Origin of the sequence: Haloferax gibbonsii (assembly GCF_001190965.1) — an archaeon.
Lineage (GTDB): Archaea > Halobacteriota > Halobacteria > Halobacteriales > Haloferacaceae > Haloferax > Haloferax gibbonsii.
The window spans coordinates 420,281-437,647 of sequence record NZ_CP011948.1 but is presented as its reverse complement, the minus strand read 5'-3'; the positions used below and the strand labels follow the sequence as shown (position 1 = coordinate 437,647).

At 61.2% G+C, this 17,367-nt stretch carries 11 protein-coding genes and 2 pseudogenes; 5 read left to right on the top strand and 8 right to left on the bottom strand.

Features of this window, described 5'->3' with window-relative positions; all coding sequences use genetic code 11:
• Positions 1-8 precede the first annotated feature (8 nt).
• Entirely contained in the window at positions 9-1,562 is a 1,554-nt protein-coding gene (locus tag ABY42_RS16765) for a family 43 glycosylhydrolase (protein ID WP_231608345.1), read from the top strand.
• A 1,144-nt stretch (positions 1,563-2,706) separates the two neighbouring features.
• Here the strand turns inward: ABY42_RS16765 and ABY42_RS19995 are convergent.
• The 3 genes and pseudogenes from ABY42_RS19995 to ABY42_RS16760 form a co-directional block, all read right to left on the bottom strand.
• Positions 2,707-2,956, bottom strand: a pseudogene (locus ABY42_RS19995) (transposase); the annotation flags it as partial.
• Between the two features lie 183 nt (positions 2,957-3,139).
• Positions 3,140-3,259, bottom strand: a pseudogene (locus ABY42_RS19535) (IS6 family transposase); the annotation flags it as partial.
• A gap of 101 nt (positions 3,260-3,360) precedes the next feature.
• Entirely contained in the window at positions 3,361-4,293 is a 933-nt protein-coding gene (locus tag ABY42_RS16760) for an NAD-dependent epimerase/dehydratase family protein (protein WP_050460228.1), read from the bottom strand.
• A gap of 756 nt (positions 4,294-5,049) precedes the next feature.
• On the opposite strand from ABY42_RS16760, the gene ABY42_RS16755 reads away from it, so the two are divergent.
• Positions 5,050-5,661: a molybdenum cofactor guanylyltransferase gene (locus tag ABY42_RS16755; RefSeq protein WP_049904886.1), complete on the top strand. Its 612-nt coding sequence runs from the start codon at positions 5,050-5,052 to the stop codon at positions 5,659-5,661.
• Here ABY42_RS16755 and yqeC read toward each other — a convergent pair.
• Positions 5,658-6,389, bottom strand: coding sequence for a selenium cofactor biosynthesis protein YqeC (gene yqeC, locus ABY42_RS16750; protein ID WP_050460189.1), 732 nt, complete (start codon positions 6,387-6,389; stop codon positions 5,658-5,660). The genes ABY42_RS16755 and yqeC overlap by 4 nt on opposite strands.
• A gap of 51 nt (positions 6,390-6,440) precedes the next feature.
• Positions 6,441-8,195, bottom strand: a complete 1,755-nt coding sequence (locus ABY42_RS16745) for an aldehyde ferredoxin oxidoreductase family protein (RefSeq protein ID WP_050460188.1) — start codon at positions 8,193-8,195, stop codon at positions 6,441-6,443.
• A gap of 278 nt (positions 8,196-8,473) precedes the next feature.
• Between ABY42_RS16745 and ABY42_RS16740 the strand changes: the two genes are divergently transcribed.
• A complete protein-coding gene (locus ABY42_RS16740; protein ID WP_050460187.1) occupies positions 8,474-9,613 on the top strand; it encodes a CobW family GTP-binding protein in 1,140 nt (379 codons plus the stop codon).
• Here ABY42_RS16740 and ABY42_RS19910 read toward each other — a convergent pair whose 3' ends face one another.
• From ABY42_RS19910 to ABY42_RS16730, 3 genes are all read right to left on the bottom strand, one after another.
• Positions 9,614-9,775: a hypothetical protein gene (locus ABY42_RS19910; protein WP_004971696.1), complete on the bottom strand. Its 162-nt coding sequence runs from the start codon at positions 9,773-9,775 to the stop codon at positions 9,614-9,616.
• A 68-nt stretch (positions 9,776-9,843) separates the two neighbouring features.
• Positions 9,844-11,001 carry a glutathione-independent formaldehyde dehydrogenase gene (locus ABY42_RS16735; protein ID WP_004971697.1) on the bottom strand — a complete coding sequence of 386 codons (1,158 nt, stop codon included), beginning with the start codon at positions 10,999-11,001 and terminating at the stop codon, positions 9,844-9,846.
• Positions 11,002-11,372: 371 nt separating this feature from the next.
• Entirely contained in the window at positions 11,373-11,648 is a 276-nt protein-coding gene (locus tag ABY42_RS16730) for a hypothetical protein (RefSeq protein WP_050460186.1), read from the bottom strand.
• A gap of 202 nt (positions 11,649-11,850) precedes the next feature.
• On the opposite strand from ABY42_RS16730, the gene ABY42_RS16725 reads away from it, so the two are divergent.
• Positions 11,851-13,371, top strand: a complete 1,521-nt coding sequence (locus ABY42_RS16725) for an NADH-ubiquinone oxidoreductase-F iron-sulfur binding region domain-containing protein (protein ID WP_050460185.1) — start codon at positions 11,851-11,853, stop codon at positions 13,369-13,371.
• A complete protein-coding gene (gene fdhF / locus ABY42_RS16720) occupies positions 13,368-16,694 on the top strand; it encodes a formate dehydrogenase subunit alpha (RefSeq protein WP_050460184.1) in 3,327 nt (1,108 codons plus the stop codon). The genes ABY42_RS16725 and fdhF overlap by 4 nt, the downstream gene beginning before the upstream one ends.
• Positions 16,695-17,367 lie beyond the last annotated feature (673 nt).

Here is a 17,367-nt window from a genome sequence, read left to right as displayed (position 1 = left end):
GCAGTTGCATGGCAGATGATGACAGTGGCATGAACAGGCGGAACGTCTTGAAAAGCATCGGTATCGGCGCTCTCGGTTCGACTCTTGCAGTGGCGGGGAGCGGGTCAGTCTCTGCGACGACGGACGATTCGACACACTACCACAACGCACTGTACGGTCCTCACTTCCCCGACCCGACGATTCACCGGGACGGAAACGGAACCTGGTGGGCCTACGGAACGAACATGAATCGGAACAACGACTCCGACGAGTTGCTCGTCCCGATTCTGCGCTCTGACAACCTCCACGAGTGGACCTACGTCGGCGAAGCCTTCGACTCCCGTCCGGGCTGGACGTACGGGTCCATCTGGGCACCGGACATCCACTACTACGGCGGAGAGTGGGTGATGTTCTACTCGCTTTCACCCCGCCCGTGGGAGAGCGGTGAGTTCGGTATCGGCCTCGCGAAGTCCGACACGCCGGACGGGCCCTTCACTGACTACGGCCAGATTATCGGTGACAACGACCACGCCGGCGGCGGGTCCATCGACGGGTACTTCGTCGACTACAACGGCACGCCGTATCTGTTCTGGGGGAGCTTCCAGGGAATCTATCTGGTGGAGCTCACCTCGGACCTACAGGACTGGAAGCCGGGGACGCTCCAACAGGTCGCCGGTGACGCCTACGAGGGGTCGACAGTCTTCTACCGCAACGGCTACTGGTACCTGTTTGTCGCAACCGGGACCTGCTGTAACGGCTACAGCAGCACCTACGAGGTGGAAGTCGGGCGCTCGACGAACTTCTTCGGACCGTACACCGACGTGTCCGGAACGGACATGATGAACTACAACAGCGACAACGCCGGCATCGCGCAACTCACCTCGAACGGTCGGTTCGTCGCGCCCGCCCACGGAGACATCACGACGGACGACAACGGGCAGGACTGGTTCGTATATCACGCCTACGACCGTACTGGTCCGGAGTACGTAGACGGCGTTCCGGCCCGGCAGTTCTTCATCGACCGCGTCGAGTGGACAGACGACGACTGGCCCGTCATCGCCGGCGATAAGACGCCCAGTCTTCAGTCGGTCGAACCGAACACCAACGACAGCGGCATCCTCGCCGACGGGATTTACGAGATTCAGAACGTCAACAGCGGGAAAGTGATGGAAGTCGCAGATGCCAGTACGAGCGACGGTGCGAACGTTCGGCAGTGGACCGCGAACGACTGCACCTGCCAGCGGTGGTGGGTCGAGTACATCGGCGGCGGCGAGTACCGCATCGTCAACGAGAACAGCAACCGCGCACTCGACGTGCCGGACGGGACGACCACGGACGGCGCGAGTCTCCAGCAGTGGCCGTGGTACACCGGTGCGCCCCAGAAGTGGAACATTATCGACAACGGGGACGGGACCTACCGCATCAAAAATATCGCTACTGATGACGTTGCTGAGGTGTACAACGCCGGGACTGCTGACGGAGACGACGTCGTCCAGTGGCCGTGGAACGGTGGGGACCAGCAGCGGTGGAACTTCAACTTCATCGGCGGCGTCCAACCGCTCTGGGACGGCCGCCCGTGGTGACCGGAACCGCTACGTCACGACGACAGCGATCCAGCACTGCAGCCTTCGACCCCGCGTTGCAATGACTGCCGCTTAGTGTGGCTCGCAATTCGGCGCATCGTCGCTGCACCGACGCGCCGTTTCTCCGTTCGAACTGGAATCGGTTTTCCCTCCTCTCCCGTGTTCACTTACTACGCTACAATATTTCGCGGCTCACTGAGTTCCCGCTGAAAGCTGGGACTGATGGAGAGAGGGACTGTCACCGGTCATCTGCTGGAGGGTGCGTTGAGCTAATTTCCGGTACTGGTTCCACAGACTAATTTGTGGACCATCCGGTTCGCTTTCGTGAGTGGTCGCGCCGTCTATTGGTGAACTATCTCAGTCGACCTCTGACAATCGCAGAGAACTACCTCGTGTAACCCATTTTTTGACCCTGTTTCGCCCGTAATAACGTCGAACCCCTCGACAAAGCCGCGCAAAAATTCACACTCCCCGAAACTGCGTGGCCGAACCGATATCTAATTTTATATAGCGGTATGTGATTCATTTGTTCACCACCGACTCCCCCCGGCAATACTACTAAAGCTCATTGTCTACTACAGACAACGACGCTAGTATTCAATTCAAATATATTTCACAATTGCTGATTGTCTCGAAAATCACGGATTCAGATTCGGATTGGTCGGCGGAGCCCCGGTTTGGGTGCTCCGACCCGGGGGTTGTGGACCGAACGAGCAACTCGCAGGTGAGACACGAATGTAGTGATGAGCTGTTCCAGTGCGTCGCCAGAGTATGCGACTCGATGTTGAACCATCGGGCGGTTAGTTCTGGAAATAGCTTCTTCGGCTCTCACAGTTCTATTCTGCGGGGTTTGGTGTGTGCCCATCTCCTGTTTTCACTCGTCTTGTACCGCAATACGATAGTCGCGGATTTCATAAATCGTATAGCGCAATATCATCTGTCTCCCTGAGACCGCCCACAGTTTCGGAGGATGGGTAGCTTTTGCGCGGCTTTGGTGAGGAATTCGACCATATTACGAAATAAACCGACTCGAAAACTCGGTTACATGGGGTAGTTCTCTTCGGTTGTCAGAAATCATCCGAACTATGTCATCAACAAATAGCGTCACCACTCACGAAAAACAAACCGGATGGTGTCCACTCAATTAGTCAGGTGGCACCAGCGCCGAAGAGACCAACTCAACGCACTCACCAGCAGTAACGACTGGTGCATAGTCTATATCACCATCAACACCAGCTTTCAGTAGGAAGTTAGTGAGCCGCCAGATATTGTACAAGAACTGCGAACACGAAGTAGAACAGCCGAACGCGGTAGTCCTTCGAGGAAGTCTTCGCTAAGAAATAGTGTTTGATTGATTTGGGTCTGGTGATTAGCCAACGTGACCGCTTTCTTCGTGAAGCGGGAGATCTTCGACATAAGCATCGGCAGTCTTCCGCTTCAACTCCTTTGAATTAACGAACGAACCCGCCGCCGTCTAGTGATTCACCAGAGCCGCCACGTTACCGCAGTCATAAGCGACTGGTCTTTTGGCACCAACAATTTGTCCGAAATACAGGATTTCAATAGACTTCTAATTAACAGTCGGTCGCGTGGAGTTGGACGGCGAACACCCTGATAGGCATCGCTGTCCGCTCACACACCAACGTTTCTTCTAAATCCGTCACGAAGCACTCGCCGAGAAGGTCTGCAAGCGTCATGACCATTCACTCAAGGACTTACTCGCGTCTCAAACTGGCAGAAATAGACGTGCTTTCTTGAGTAAAACTCATCGCCGGTGGACTGGTCGTACCTAGTCGATCTACAGATTCTGCACTACTGCGCGAAGACCCTCCTGGTAGGTCCGGTACTGCGGTTCCCAACCCGTGGCTTCGCGAAACTTGTCATTGGATGTCGACATGGGATTCGTAAAGAAGCGAACGGTGTCTTTGCCAATAAAGAAGCGTGCGAGCCATCCCGGAATACGACTCGGTTCGGACGCATTGAGTCGGGTCGCGAACTCAGAGAGAAACTCTGCCATCGTCACCGGTTGGTCGTCTACGACGTGCCAGACACCGTTAGCTTCGGCTTCGACCGCGGCAAGGAACGCAGATGCGGCGTCATCAACGTGAATCGGAGAGATGGAGGCATCGTCTTTGCCGAGGAGACCACCGCCGATTACTGGCATGTCTCCGGAAGCGACGTTCTCCGCAATTGTCTTCGTCTGCTCGCAGTCCGACGAATAGAACCAGCCACAGCGGAGAACCGTCGTGTCAAACGGTGCGCTTTCGCTGGCTTGTTTCGCTATTTCTTCTGCATCAACTGCAGACTGAGTCGTGCGGTCGGGGTGTAGTGACGACTGCTCATTGAACGGCGATCCATCGGGTTGGCGAGCAACCCAGACAACGCTCTGTTGAATGTACTGTTCGGCACCTACTTCCGCCGCAGCGCTTGTTAGCGCTTGGGTACCCTCCCGTCGAATCCGGTCGTTTTGCTTCCAGTCTTCGGCGCTCGTCTTTGTCTCGGTTGGAATCGCCGTTGCGGCATGAATGACGACATCAGCGTCTGCAGCACCCTCCACGAGCGACTCTTCATCGAAGAGGTCTCCACGGTGCGGGCGACCACCGTTGTTACTGACTATTCTGTCGCCGAGATCGTCACGCGTCAAGCCGACGACATCGTGACCCGCCTCTGTGAACTCGTCAACGAGGCGCTTTCCGAGTACACCGGTTGCCCCCGCAATGAATACGTTCATTATATTCATTTGAAACTTTCTCATATTTATTTCTAATTATCTTAGTTAGATTGAAAACATATTATGCGTGGTTACTCCATGTTGGTTTGACAATAATGTCTCAGTCATATTCAACAAATATGGCAACAGATGAACTACAAGTTCACAGATGTAGAACTAAAACTCACGAAGAGTCAAGGAATTAATATAATAATAAAATAGACGAAATTATATGGCTGGCTCTGTGGAAAAGAGACCGATTCTTCAGAGAGGATTGACTACTATCGGGGGATGGGTTAGGATCCAGACATATTCGATTCACCAAATTACCAATAATCACAAACGAAACCTGGAGGCCGCACAGGTGATTTAACGGTAGTAGTCAGAATAATCGCTGATATCCGAACAACACGACCTACTGTTTTGATTTGAGATCGAGATTGTCGTTGAGAAGGCACGCAACACTTCCATCCTCCGAAACTGTGAGACCGCTGATTCGGAATTCGTTCTGGATTCTCAGCCAATTTTAAATGAATTAAAACATAGAATAACACAGCTATCTGTGTAATGGTTCCAGTACGTTCTCGCCCCCTCACATGTCCCGAAATCAAACGTTCTGACTCCTCAAGAGGTATCAAACACACAGAATGGACCGGATTCGAGCGACGGTAGCATGGAATACAGCGCGGTACGATGCTGAAATCAGTACGAACTGACCAGATCGATATCCGGTTCGTAGCACAACTGCTTTGCACAACGAAGATGAACACGCTTAGTATGCGAACCGGTGTCATCATCGCCGGAGGGTACTCGACGCGGTTCGGTGCGGAGGACAAAGCAGTGGCGTCTCTCGCTGGAACGCCGCTCATCCGCCGCGTCGCCGACCAGATGGTCGATGTAATCGATAGCCTCGTCGTCAACTGCCGACCGGAACAGACCGCTGCACTCCGAACCGCGCTCGACGGTTACGACCGCCCGATAACGATTGCAGAAGACGCAGCGTGCGACGAGGGGCCGATGTCGGGAATCATGACCGGGCTGCGGGCCGTGGAGACGGAGTACGCGTTCGTCGCCGCATGCGATATGCCCTTTCTCGAACCCGCGCTCATCGACGGACTGTTCGAGCGGGCGGCCGGCCACGACGCCGCCGTGCCGCGGGTCGGTGACGGCTGGTTCCAGCCTACTCACGCGGTGTATCGAGCCTCGGCGATGGCCGACGCTTGTGAAACCGCGCTAGCTGAAGGGAGCCACAAAATCATCGACCCGCTGTTCACGCTCGACTACGTCGTCGTTGGGGAGGACGAGGTGCGCGAGTACGCGAGCCTCGATACCTTCGAGAACATCAACACCCCCGAAGAGCTCGCTCACGCGGCGGAGCGGTTGCGCTAGCGCTCCACGACGCGGACGACGGGTTCGGAGGCCGTTAACTGCGTCAGTACGACGCGTGGGACGTCCGACTGTGCCAGAACGGCCGAAGCGATTTCCCGTGCGACAGCCTCGAGGGCCGCGTCGTCAACCTTGTTCAGCACGGGAATCACTGTCGCACCGTCGGGGACGCCCGCGTGGCCGCCGCGTTCGCTGGTGAGTACTGTTGCGACGTCGGACGGGCGGATCGTGTCGCCGAGTTCGAGGTCGGTGAGAGCGGCGACCCGTTCCGGGCGGTGGACGCACGCTTCGGTGAGTGGCTCACCGACGGCGTGGACGCTGGCGATGGGAAGGACGGTGTCGGCGGTCGTCGGGAGCCGTGGTTCGCGGTCTCCCGGGGCCTTGAACTCGCGCATCCGTGCACCGTCGGCCTTCACCAGCACGGCGTCGGTGGCGTCCGATTCTCCGATGGCGTCGACTACGCCGGGGTCGTACCCGCGGTAACGGTCGTCGCGGTCGCGGTCGGGAACGACGCCCACCGGCCAGTCCGTCGCGCGTTCGAGCGCGGCGACCGGGCGCTCGGTCACGACCACGTCGGCGACGTGCTGGTCGAAGATGGGGATGCGGACCGTGGCCGTCACGACGGCGCGGTCGAGCCGACGCGCAAGCGCGTACAGCGTGGACTTCTTCCCGCCCGCGCCGACGACGCAGACCACGCCGCTTCGAGCGCGGAGCGCATCAGAGAGCTTCATATTCGTTCCACGGGGAGTACACAGTTCGTCGTCCAGCCGTTCGCGTGGTATTCAATCATGGAGTGGGTCGAAGTCCTCGGTGAGTTCAGTAAGGTCGAGGCGGTCGATAGTCCGAGTCGTCGGCACGCCGTTTTCGTTCCAGCCGCGGCGGCGGTAGTACGCGTCGAGCATCGAGTCGAACTCGTCGCGCTCGACGACTGCACCAGCGCGCGGTCCCGTCGCAAGCGGCTCTTGGAGCGCGGCCGGCAGCGTGTCGTCCTCGCGCGAGATACCTTCACGGACGTTGAACAGGCGCGTCACGTTCCAAACCCGTTCGCCGACTGTGGCGAGTTCCCCGGCGGTTTCGAGACCGACCGATTCGAGCCATTCCCGGCCGAGGTCGTCGAGCGCGTCGCCAAAAAAGTCATCGGCGATAAGACTCCAGAGTACCGACCGTTGGTCCTGTTCGCGAATGACCTCCGCCGCGGTCCGGCCGGCTCCCCAGTTCCCGTCGAACACCTCGCGCTCGATGGGTCGCGCCCGCCGGTGGCACGCACCCCGGTCGCTGGTCGCGTACGCGAGCGCCATGCTCTGCGCGCCGCGCGGATCGTAGGCCGGGAGCGCCATCGACTTCACCGTGGGGACGAGGTCTCGCCCGCCGAACCGCGTCGCCGCCGCTTCGACCCCGTCCGCGAGCGCGTCGCCGAGGGCTGACTCGCGTTCCGCAATCTCCTGCAAGAGGGCGCGTGCTCCGTCGGGCTCACCGAACGAGAGCGAGCGGTCGAGTACGTCGGTGGCGTTAGCCTTAATCGTCCACGCGACTGCACTGCCCGCGCTAATGAGGTCCATTCCGAGCCGGTCACAGGTCTGTCCCAACTCTGTGATGGCGTCGAAGTCGTCGATGTCGAGTCCCGCCCCGAGCGACATCGCGGTGGCGCCGCGTGGGACGTAGTCTCCTTCCTCCGTGGCCACGCGATACCCTCCCGGAGTCGCCGCGTCGGCGTATTCGCGACCGACGGCTCGGTCTTCGACTGTCGTGATGCCTAACTCGTCCGCCGATTCGAACTGTCCGTCGCTCCAGCCTCGCGTCGAGAGCGCGCCGATTTCGTTCGCGAAGTCGATCGTCTCGACGGTCCCGCTGGCCCGTAGCCACTGTCCGGTAGCGGTCTCTCGGTACTTCGTCGCGTAGGCCTCTCGCAGGTCGTCTAACCCGTCAGGTGGGTCTCCTTTCGCGATGATCGCCTTCAGCCGCTTCGAACCCATCACCGCTCCCGCTCCCCCTCGGCCCGCGTGGTGGTCGCCGGCGTCGGAGGCGACCGTGGCATATGCGACCTGTCGTTCTCCCGCGGGGCCGATACACGCGACGGACGCATCCGGGAACGCTCGGGCCGTTTCGACCGTACTGGCACCCCACGTCTCGGCAGGTACGATTGTAGCGCCGCCGTCTTCGATGACGAGGTGCACGGGGTCGGACGCGATGCCCGTGACGAACAGGCCCATGTGCGACCCGAGCGCGCCGGCCAGAGAGTCGGGGAACTCACCTCCCGCGTACGAGTCGAGAAAACACCCCGTCAACGGGGATTTCGTGATGGCGGCGTATCTCGACTCGCCCGGCAGATAGCCCGAGAGCGGGCCGAGCATGAACAGAATCGCGTTTTCTTCGCCGAGCGGGTCGACGCCGGCGTCGAGTTCGTCGTAGAGATAGCGGGCACCCAACCCTTTTCCGCCGACGTATCGCTGTCGCCACTCGTCCGGAATCGGCGTACTCTCGACCGAGCCGGCGGACAAGTCGACTGTGAGGAGTCGGTCAGAGATCGGAGGTGCCATCTGGTCGTTCGTCAGTACCGGCGACCAAAAAGATGCTGCCGTTCTCGCGGACCGTCGAGCGGTTTCGAGGAGCGAACGCCTTCGACAAAGACGCACGGCTCGGTTTGTTCGGTGTTCGAGGTGTCCAACACGAACGGACAGGAAACCAAAAATGTCAATGATAAGTCACGATGTGTTTTACCGACGGTAGTTCGGAGAACGGCGGGTTCTATAGCCTGTTTGGGTCGGTCGGCCCAGTCTTCAATACGACCACCCGCGAGGCGTCATACATCATCGATATGTCCACAGCGGAAATACCGATTACGGTCGTTAGCGGTCCACTCGGGGCGGGTAAAACGACGTTGGTCAATCGACTCCTGAACGGCCCCGGTGACAGAGACATCGCCGTCGTCGTCAACGACATGGGCGAATTGAACGTCGACGCGGAGTTAGTCGCGTCAGAGGCTGACGATGGGGTCGTCGACCTCTCGAACGGCTGTATCTGCTGCCGGTTGCAGGACGACCTCGTGACTGAGGTGACGCGGTTGGCGGAGAAGCGCTCGTTCGACTATCTCCTCATCGAAGCCTCGGGAATCAGCGAACCGCTCCCGATTGCGCGGGCGCTGACGGGCGAGTCGAACGAGGGCGGTCTGCCGGAACGACTCCGGTTGGATACCACGGTCTCGGTCATCGACGCCTACGGGTTCTGGAAGGCGTTCGACCCGGAAGAATCGCTTCCGGACGCCGCTCCCGACCCGGAACGGCCGTTGACGGAGGTGCTCGTAGAGCAGGTCGAGTTCTGTGACGTGCTGTTGCTGAACAAATGTGATATGGTCCCCGATGATGCGTTGGACGCCGTCGAAGCGGAGATTCGGGAACTCCAGCCGCGCGCGAACCTCCACCGGACGACGCACAGCGAAGTCGACCCGACGCGGGTTCTCGATACGGGGTGCTTCGATTTCGAGGAGGCAAAGCGCCACCAGGGCTGGAAACAAGCCCTCACGGGCGACGGGGCCGAGGCGGAGGCGGGCCACGAGCACGACCACGGCCACGACCACGAGCATACTCACGACGGAGACGTCTCGGCCGCGACGACCCACGGCGTCGAGTCCTTCGTCTACCGTCGAGACCGTCCGTTTCATCCGCACCGCCTCGACGCGTGGCTCGATGACTGGCAGGGGAACGTCGTCCGTGCGAAAGGGTTCGCGTGGGTTGCGAGTCGCCCCGAGACGGTTCTCGGCGTGAGTCAGGCGGGGCCGTCGGTACAGGCCGGTCCCATCGGCCGGTGGGAAGACGAGGACCCCGAGACGCGACTCGTGTTCATCGGCCGCGACCTCGACGAGGGCACACTGACCCGAGAACTCGACGAGTGTCTGACGACGACGGACGAGCGAGCGGCGGAGTATCCCGACGACCCGTTTCCTCGCGGCCCCGCCTGATCAGGTCGCGCCGAAATCGACCTCTTTTCGCAGTTCGTCCCACGATTCGTGGAAGCCGTAGGTAGATTCCGACTCACTGCTGACGTCCGTCTGGTACACCTCGTCGTACTCCAGCAACTGGGTCCAGCCGTCGTGGTATCGGTAACTACAGTACTGACACATAGAACACGTTACCGGACTCCCCGGCAAAGGAGTGTCGGTGAGGGGGCCGGTTGAGAGACTCCGCTACGTCAGGGCTCCAGCAGTACCTTCGTGACTCCCTCTTCGCGGTTGTCGAACTTCTCGTACATCTCGGGCGCGTCGTCGAGGCCGACGCGGTGGGAGACGACCCAACTCGGGTCGGCGCGGCCTTCGATTATCATGTCCCGGAGTTTACGGTTGTACTCCTTGACGTTACACTGGCCGGTGCCGAGGGCTTGGCCCTTCTCGAAGAGGAGGCCGAAGTCGATGCCGAGGCGACCCTGAGCGGCCATCTCGTCGGGAGCGCCGGGGTCGTCGGGCACGTAGAGACCGGGGATACCGAGCTCGCCGGTCGGGCGGACCGTCCGAATGAGGTTGTTGATGACGACCGCCGGGTTCTCGCGGGCGGGGTCGTACGCGGAGTCGGCTTCCTTGTCCGGGTCGATAGCCTGATAGCCGACCGCGTCGACGCCCTTGTCGACGCCGCCGCCGTGAATCTCTTTGATCTGTTCGACGGGGTCGCCCTCCTCGAAGTTGATGGGCGTGGCGTCGCAGTGTTCCTCGGCGAGCGCGAGGCGACTGGGAACGCGGTCGACGACGTAAATCTCGGCAGCGCCCTTGAGCTTGGCGCTGTAGGCGGCCATCAGGCCGACCGGTCCGGCACCGTAGATAGCGACGGAGTCACCGGCCTCGAGATTGGCGAGTTCCGTGCCGTGCCAGCCCGTCGGGAAGATGTCCGCGAGCAGCGCGAACGAGTCCTCGTGTTCCCGTCCGTCCGGTAGCTTGAGCGCGTTGAAGTCGGCGTACGGAATGCGGAGCTTCTCGGCCTGCCCTCCTTGATAGGGTCCCATGGCGACGTACCCGTACGCTCCGCCGGCGAATCCCGGATTGACGTTCGTACAGAAGCCGGTGTAGCCGTTCTCACAGTTCTCACAGAAGCCACAGGCGACGTTGAACGGTGCAACGACGCGGTCGCCGACTTCGAGGCTACTGACGGCCTCGCCGACCTCTTCGACGATACCCATATTCTCGTGGCCGAACACGATTCCCGGCTCCGCGGCCGTCCGTCCCTCGTACATGTGGAGGTCGGACCCGCAGATGCAGGTCGTCGTGATGTCGATGACGACGTCGTTTGGATGTTCGATCTGGGGCTCTTCGACTTCTTCGACTGCGACTTCTCGTTCGCCTTTGTAGACGACTGCGTTCATAGACATTGTGCGGACTCCACTCGGCCTCTGCGAACGGTTGCTATTTATATCTCGGGTCGATTCGGTCTTCTTGATATCGGACACTTCACGCTTGAGGAGAGTTTAGTAACGCATTCTCAAAATATCAGAAAAATTATTATGTGTGTTTTCTATGTTGAACCCGGTTCGATCGCTCGCTCACAGGAACTCGAGTTCGAATTCGACGGTCGCGGCCGAACTCGGCACTATCTGTCCGACCGACTGTCGTAGGACCGTACCACAACCAACTTCGCCGGCGGTCTGCATCTCACGTGCGAGCCGAGATATCCCACAAGAACTCTGCTTTCTTACATGATGTGCGGGGCGTTCGAACCCGGTACCAGAGCCCGTGACTACCTCAATCGCATGTTCTCGGCTCGCTCCGCCGCGAGGTCGGTAATCTCCTCGACGTCGCTATCGGAGCGGTCCGCGAGGATCCGAACCAGCATCCCGAGTTGGACGGCCGCAGTCTCGCGTAACTCCGACGCCTCTTCGGTATCGTTGGCGAAGTAGTACTCGTGTCGACCGTCGTGGTGGACGAGTCCGGTGTACACGGACAGGACGTCGTCTTCGCGAGTCGCATCGGCCGCCTTCTCTCGAACGTCGTCGAACCGTGGGTTCGTCATCATCACGGTAGACGGCACGTCGCCGTCTTAGCTCTTTGCTCCGCTCGCTGTTCCGTCTGGAACAACCACCCGCCGTGAAACTGCCCCAGTCCAACCGTGCGAGAGCCGACTTCGCGTTCGGCTTACTGAACGTGTCGAGGCCACGCTCCAACGAGGGCGGGTTGAGGTGATTTTTTAACCCTACCGTGTCTCTTCATCCGTGAGAATGAATCGCACAGGAAACGGACTCCAAACGCCGGTACTCCGGGTCTCGGGAGCCGGGCAAACGGAGCACGGAGAGCGTGTCTTGAGTACCGCACGCACTACCGCTGACTCCGTCTCGGTCCTCCGAACGGGCCCCACCGGAATCAGCGAGTACGACCCGTTGGTTCTCGCGACCGGCGCGGGGCGGACCGCGTTCTTCCCGGCTCCGGAGGGACCGAGGGTCCGAGACCTCGTTGCCGACATGGAGGAAGGCGAGTTACCGACGGACGGTGCCGCGGCAGTCGTCGAACACGACGTCGAGACGACGACGCTTCCGGTTCCGACGGACGGGCCGCTCGCGGTGGGGCAACGGAGCGTCCTCGGTCCCTGTGGGTGGGTCGACCCGCTGGACCCGACGGCGTGTCAGTTTCACTCGCTCGACAGGGACGCGGGCGCAATCGCGAACGCTGGGCTCGTCGGTCGAGGCAGAGGAGATGCCACCGCCGACGAACCGGTCGAGGACGCCTGGCGACGCGCACGAGAGACCGACGGCGACCCAGTCGTCGTCGTGAACGCAAACGACGCGGACGACCGGCAGCGGGCGGACCAAACGCTCCTCGCCGGGTCGCCGATGTCGGTGCTCGACGGCGTGGCGGCCGTCGCCGAGTACCTCGATACGACCGATGCGGTCATCCACCTCGCAGAGACCGACACCGAACTCCGGGAACGTCTTCAGCAGGCCATTGCGGCCGCCGCGGACGAACTACCGGTCGTTCCGGTGCTCGTCGAAGGCCCGGACGAATACCGTGCCGGCGAACCGACGGCGGCGCTCGAAGCGATAGAGGGTGCGGATAGAATCGAGCCCCGTCTCCAGCCACCGTCGCCGGCCGAGTACGGGCTCTACGGTCGCCCCACGGTCATCCACACGCCGCGGACCTTCGCCCATATCCATCTCGCGCTCTCGGACTCGGATGATACCAATCGAGACGAGTCTGAATCGGCGACGCGACTGCTGACTGTCACCGGCGACGTGACCGCTCCCGCGACGATAGAGTTGGACTCTGACGCCCACCTCTCGGCGGTTCGGAACGCCGTCGAACTGGAGGGTTCGTTCAAGATGGCCTGCGTCGGCGGGGTTTTTGGCGGAGTCACCCGGACGCTGGACATCGCGCCAACCGTCGCCGGACTGACTGCGGCTGGCCTCGGAACGGAGGGCGTCGTCGAACTGTTGAACGATGAGCGGTGTGCGGTCGCGACTGCCGGAGACCGAGCGCGCTTTGCCTCGGAAGCCAACAGCGGGCGGTGCGTTCCGGGACGGGAAGGGACCGTTCAACTCACCGAGCTGTTGCGAGCGGTCTACCGAGGCTCGTTCGACCGGGGGAAGATACGCGAACTCGGCCGGGTCATGGCTCAGTCGAGCAACTGCCTGCTCGGTGCCCACGCACCGCGTCCGGTACTGACTGCGATGGACGAGTTCGAATCGAGTTTCGAAGCACATGCTGACGGCCGCTGTCCGAGCGGCACCTGTACTGACAAACTATGAGTACTGACGACCCACTCCCGGGCGTTCCGGAGATAGACGACCCGCAGCACGAGACACCGGTCACGGCGGAGTTCGAGACCGGGACCGCGAACGACCCACCCGTCGGAACCGACGGCGAGAATCCGACGACAATCACGGTTAACGGAGCGCAGGTCACCGTTCCACCGGGGTCGACCGTCATCGACGCCATGCAGGCCGTCGACGACGAGATAGTGAGCGTGGACCCCGGTGCCGACAGCCTCGACGAGGACGCCGACGTTCCGGCGCTCTGCTACTACGACCGCGAAGGCGACGCGAGCGACGAAATCGGCCCTCGGAGCGAGTGCCGAACCTGCATGGTCGAAACGGACGAACACGGGGTCGTCCCCTCCTGTTCGTTCCCGGCTGAGGACGGGCTGACGGTCGAGACCGACACGGCGACCGCCGAGGAGTGCCGGAGCGTCAACCTCGACCTCGTCCTCTCTAATCACAATCTGCGCTGTACCACCTGTAACGGGAACGGGCGCTGTGAACTACAGGAGACGGCCATCAGCGAGGGGGTCGACCACCCGCGCTACGGCGTCTTCGACGAGCGCAGCGAATACGAACCGCTCGACGACAGCTCCTCGTTCATTCAGATCGACCGCAACAAGTGCATCCTCTGTAACCGGTGCGTCGAGGGCTGTAACGACGTTCAGGTCGAAGGAGTGCTCCGTATCGAGGGCTCCGGAGCGGACACCCGAATCGGGTTCCAGTCCGACGCCGAGACGATGGCCGACTCCGACTGCGTCTCCTGCGGGCACTGTGCGACGGTCTGTCCGACCGGCGCGCTGACCGAGAAGGATATCGGCGGTGCCGGAACGCTCCCGCTGCCGGGGTTCACACAGCGGAACTCCGTCGGGACCGTCATCGAACACGAGGAGGTAGAGACGCTCGACGACACGACGGCACCGAACCGTTCGCCCGCTCCCGGCGGTGCAGGGAGCGTTGGGGACGAAGCCAACGCAAGACAGGAGGTGCAAAGCGGTGTCGCCCGCTATATGGCTCAGAGCAAACGCCGGGCGTCCGACTTCCTCGGAAAATACGGTCGGAAGGCCGTACTCGCGGGCGAACACACCGCCGAGAACATCGCGGCGCAGACGCTGCCAGAGGGTCGGCTATTCGACATCGCGTCGCTCGTCAGCGACTACCGGTTGAGCAAGGTCGACAAAGCGGAGACGACGTGTGGGTTCTGTGCGGTCGGCTGTCGGTTCGAGATGTGGGGCAAAGACGGCAACGCCCTCGGCGTCCAACCCGTCGACGACCCGGACAACGCACCGGCCAACAACTTCTCGACGTGCGTGAAGGGGAAGTTCGGACACGAGTTCGCCAACAGCAAGAAGCGGCTCACGAAGCCACTGATTCGAAACGAGGACGGCGAGTTCGAGGCGGCCTCGTGGGACGAGGCGCTCGACCACGTCGCCAGCGAACTCCGCGGGATTCAGGACGAACACGGCGTCGACGCGGTTAGTTGCCTCGCGTCGTCGAAGGGGAGCAACGAGGAGGCGTATCTCGTCCAGAAGTTCGCGCGGCAGGTGCTCGGCACGAAGAACATCGACAACTGCGCCCGGCTCTGTCACTCGTCGACGGTGGCGGCGCTCCAACAGACGCTCGGCTACGGGGCGATGACGAACCGCATCAACGAGGACATCGGCGAGGCCGACGCCTACCTCATCAGCGGGTCGAACACGACCGAGTCGCATCCGGTGTTGGCGACCCGAATCAAGCAGAACGTCCGCGACGGAGCAGACCTCGTTGTGTTCGACCCCCGGAAAATCGGCATCGCCGAACACGCCGACCAGTACACGCGGACGACGCCCGGTTACGACGTGGCGTGGCTCAACGGACTCATCCGATACCTCATCGAACACGACCTGCACGACGAGACGTTCATCGAACGGAATACGAAAGGGTTCGAGGAGGTCGAGCAGAAGGTCCAGGCGTTCACACCCGAGAAAGTCGAGGAACTGGCCGGCGTCCCACCGGCAGAACTGCAGTCGGCCGCCGAGACGCTCGCCGACGCCGAGAACGTCGTCTTCGGCTGGGCGATGGGGATGACCCAATCCAGCCACGGGACGGAAAACCTCCTCGCGATGGCCGACCTCGCGCTCACGCTCGGGCAGGTCGGGAAACCGGGTGCCGGACTCTCTCCCTTCCGGGGCCAGAACAACGTGCAGGGCGGCGGCGGCGACATGGGTACCCTGCCCGGCAGTCTCCCCGGGTACCAAGACCCGGCCGACGACGAGGTCGGCGAGAAGTTCGCCGAGGTGTGGGGCGAACGTCCGCCGGCAGAACCCGGACTCAAAGTCCCGGAGATGCTCAGCGAGGCCCACGAAGGCAATCTCCGCGGAATGTACATCGTCGGGGAGAACCCCGCGCTCTCGGAACCCGATATCCAGCACGCCGGTGAGGCGCTCGATAGCTTGGACTTCCTCGTCGTACAGGACATCTTCATGACGGAGACCGCAGAGCACGCGGACGTGGTTCTGCCGGCGGCGACCTCGCCGGAGAAACACGGCACCTTCACCAACACCGAACGTCGGGTTCAGCGGGTTCGAGCGTCCGCGGAGCCGCCCGGAAAGGCACGCCAGGACTGGGTGATAACGCAGGAACTGGCGGCCAGGCTGGGCTACGACTGGGGCTACGACCACCCGCGGGAAGTCATGGACGAGATCAGCGACCTGACTCCCATCTATGGTGGCGTCAGTTACGAGCGTCTCGAATCGGGCGACGAGCACGGACTCCAGTGGCCCTGCTGGGACGAAGACCATCCCGGCACGCCGTATCTCTACGACTACGAGGAGGGAGCGTTCAACTTCGACGACGGTCTCGCCCGCTTCGTGCCGGCAGACGGCGGCCATCCCGGTGAACTACCGGACGAGGAGTACCCCCTCACGCTCACGTCCGGCCGGGTCCTCTACCACTGGCACACCGGACAGATTACTCGACGTGTCGAGGGGCTTATGAGCCACGTCGGCGAGAGCTTCGTCGAAATCAATCCGACGACCGCCGCGGAACTCGGCGTCGCGGACGACGAGTACGTCAAGGTCGAGTCCCGCCGTGGTGACATCGTCGTCAAAGCCGTGGTGACCGACCGCGTCGGCGACGGGACGCTCTTCATCCCGATGCACTTCGCGGCCGGTGCGGTCAACAAACTCACTCAGGAGACCTTCGACCCGCAGGCCGGAATCCCGGAGTACAAAGTGTCGAGCGTGCGCGTCGAACCGCTCGGACCGGATGCCGACCCGGACGTGCTGCGGACTCCGGACGCAGGCGCTGGCAGCGCCGACAGCGGCAGCGACTGATTGCGGGGGTCGCTTCGTTTCGCCGGACTACTTTACAACACCTGGCGGCTTGCTGACTCCCGCTGAACGCTGGGATTTGTGGTGAGGTGGACTTCGCGCCTGTACTGCCGTTCTCGGCTCACGGGCGGCCCAAAGCTTCCAATAAAGTGTATAGCGCTATATCTATTCCCGAGCGGTGGTGTCCCACCCATCCTCCGGGGCTGTGAACGCGCCACCGGCGGTCGAGTTTGATTCTCCCAACAGACGCTCGTATTGTTGATTCTCTATCGGTTCATCCGTCTTCTCAATCTGCTCCGCGCGGGACGACGTATCCACACGAGTCGCAGACGAAGGCGACGTCGTAAAACGAATCGTAGACGGCGAGGCTGTGACTACACTTTGGGCAACGCATGCATTTCCTTAGCCATTCGATAGTCACTTAACCCTTACTACGACGATTGTCGACATCTCTCGGAGAGCGGTCGCGTTTAGTTCCGCTGTTAAGATTTGCAGAGAAAGAAAACGTAATGTGGGGGTCAATCGTCGAGTCACATGGTCGATAGCGTAACCGACCAACGAGGCTAACGTATCAGTCATGTCATAGACGTGGCGTTATGGGCGGAGTAGGTCTGTCCCGGTCGACGCTCATGAACACCTGACAGCACTACTACGTCGAGCTCAACACACCACCCGC

Bases quoted from the DNA above. Each gene is read 5' to 3' on its own strand.
- ABY42_RS16765 (WP_231608345.1), top strand. From the start codon at position 9: ATGGCAGATGATGACAGTGGCATGAACAGGCGGAACGTCTTGAAAAGC.
- ABY42_RS16755 (WP_049904886.1), top strand. From the start codon at position 5,050: ATGCGAACCGGTGTCATCATCGCCGGAGGGTACTCGACGCGGTTCGGT.
- fdhF (WP_050460184.1), top strand. From the start codon at position 13,368: ATGAGTACTGACGACCCACTCCCGGGCGTTCCGGAGATAGACGACCCG.
- ABY42_RS16740 (WP_050460187.1), top strand. From the start codon at position 8,474: ATGTCCACAGCGGAAATACCGATTACGGTCGTTAGCGGTCCACTCGGG.
- ABY42_RS16730 (WP_050460186.1), bottom strand. From the start codon at position 11,648: ATGATGACGAACCCACGGTTCGACGACGTTCGAGAGAAGGCGGCCGAT.
- ABY42_RS16745 (WP_050460188.1), bottom strand. From the start codon at position 8,195: ATGGCACCTCCGATCTCTGACCGACTCCTCACAGTCGACTTGTCCGCC.
- ABY42_RS16725 (WP_050460185.1), top strand. From the start codon at position 11,851: ATGAATCGCACAGGAAACGGACTCCAAACGCCGGTACTCCGGGTCTCG.
- ABY42_RS19910 (WP_004971696.1), bottom strand. From the start codon at position 9,775: ATGTGTCAGTACTGTAGTTACCGATACCACGACGGCTGGACCCAGTTG.
- ABY42_RS16735 (WP_004971697.1), bottom strand. From the start codon at position 11,001: ATGAACGCAGTCGTCTACAAAGGCGAACGAGAAGTCGCAGTCGAAGAA.
- yqeC (WP_050460189.1), bottom strand. From the start codon at position 6,389: ATGAAGCTCTCTGATGCGCTCCGCGCTCGAAGCGGCGTGGTCTGCGTC.
- ABY42_RS16760 (WP_050460228.1), bottom strand. From the start codon at position 4,293: ATGAACGTATTCATTGCGGGGGCAACCGGTGTACTCGGAAAGCGCCTC.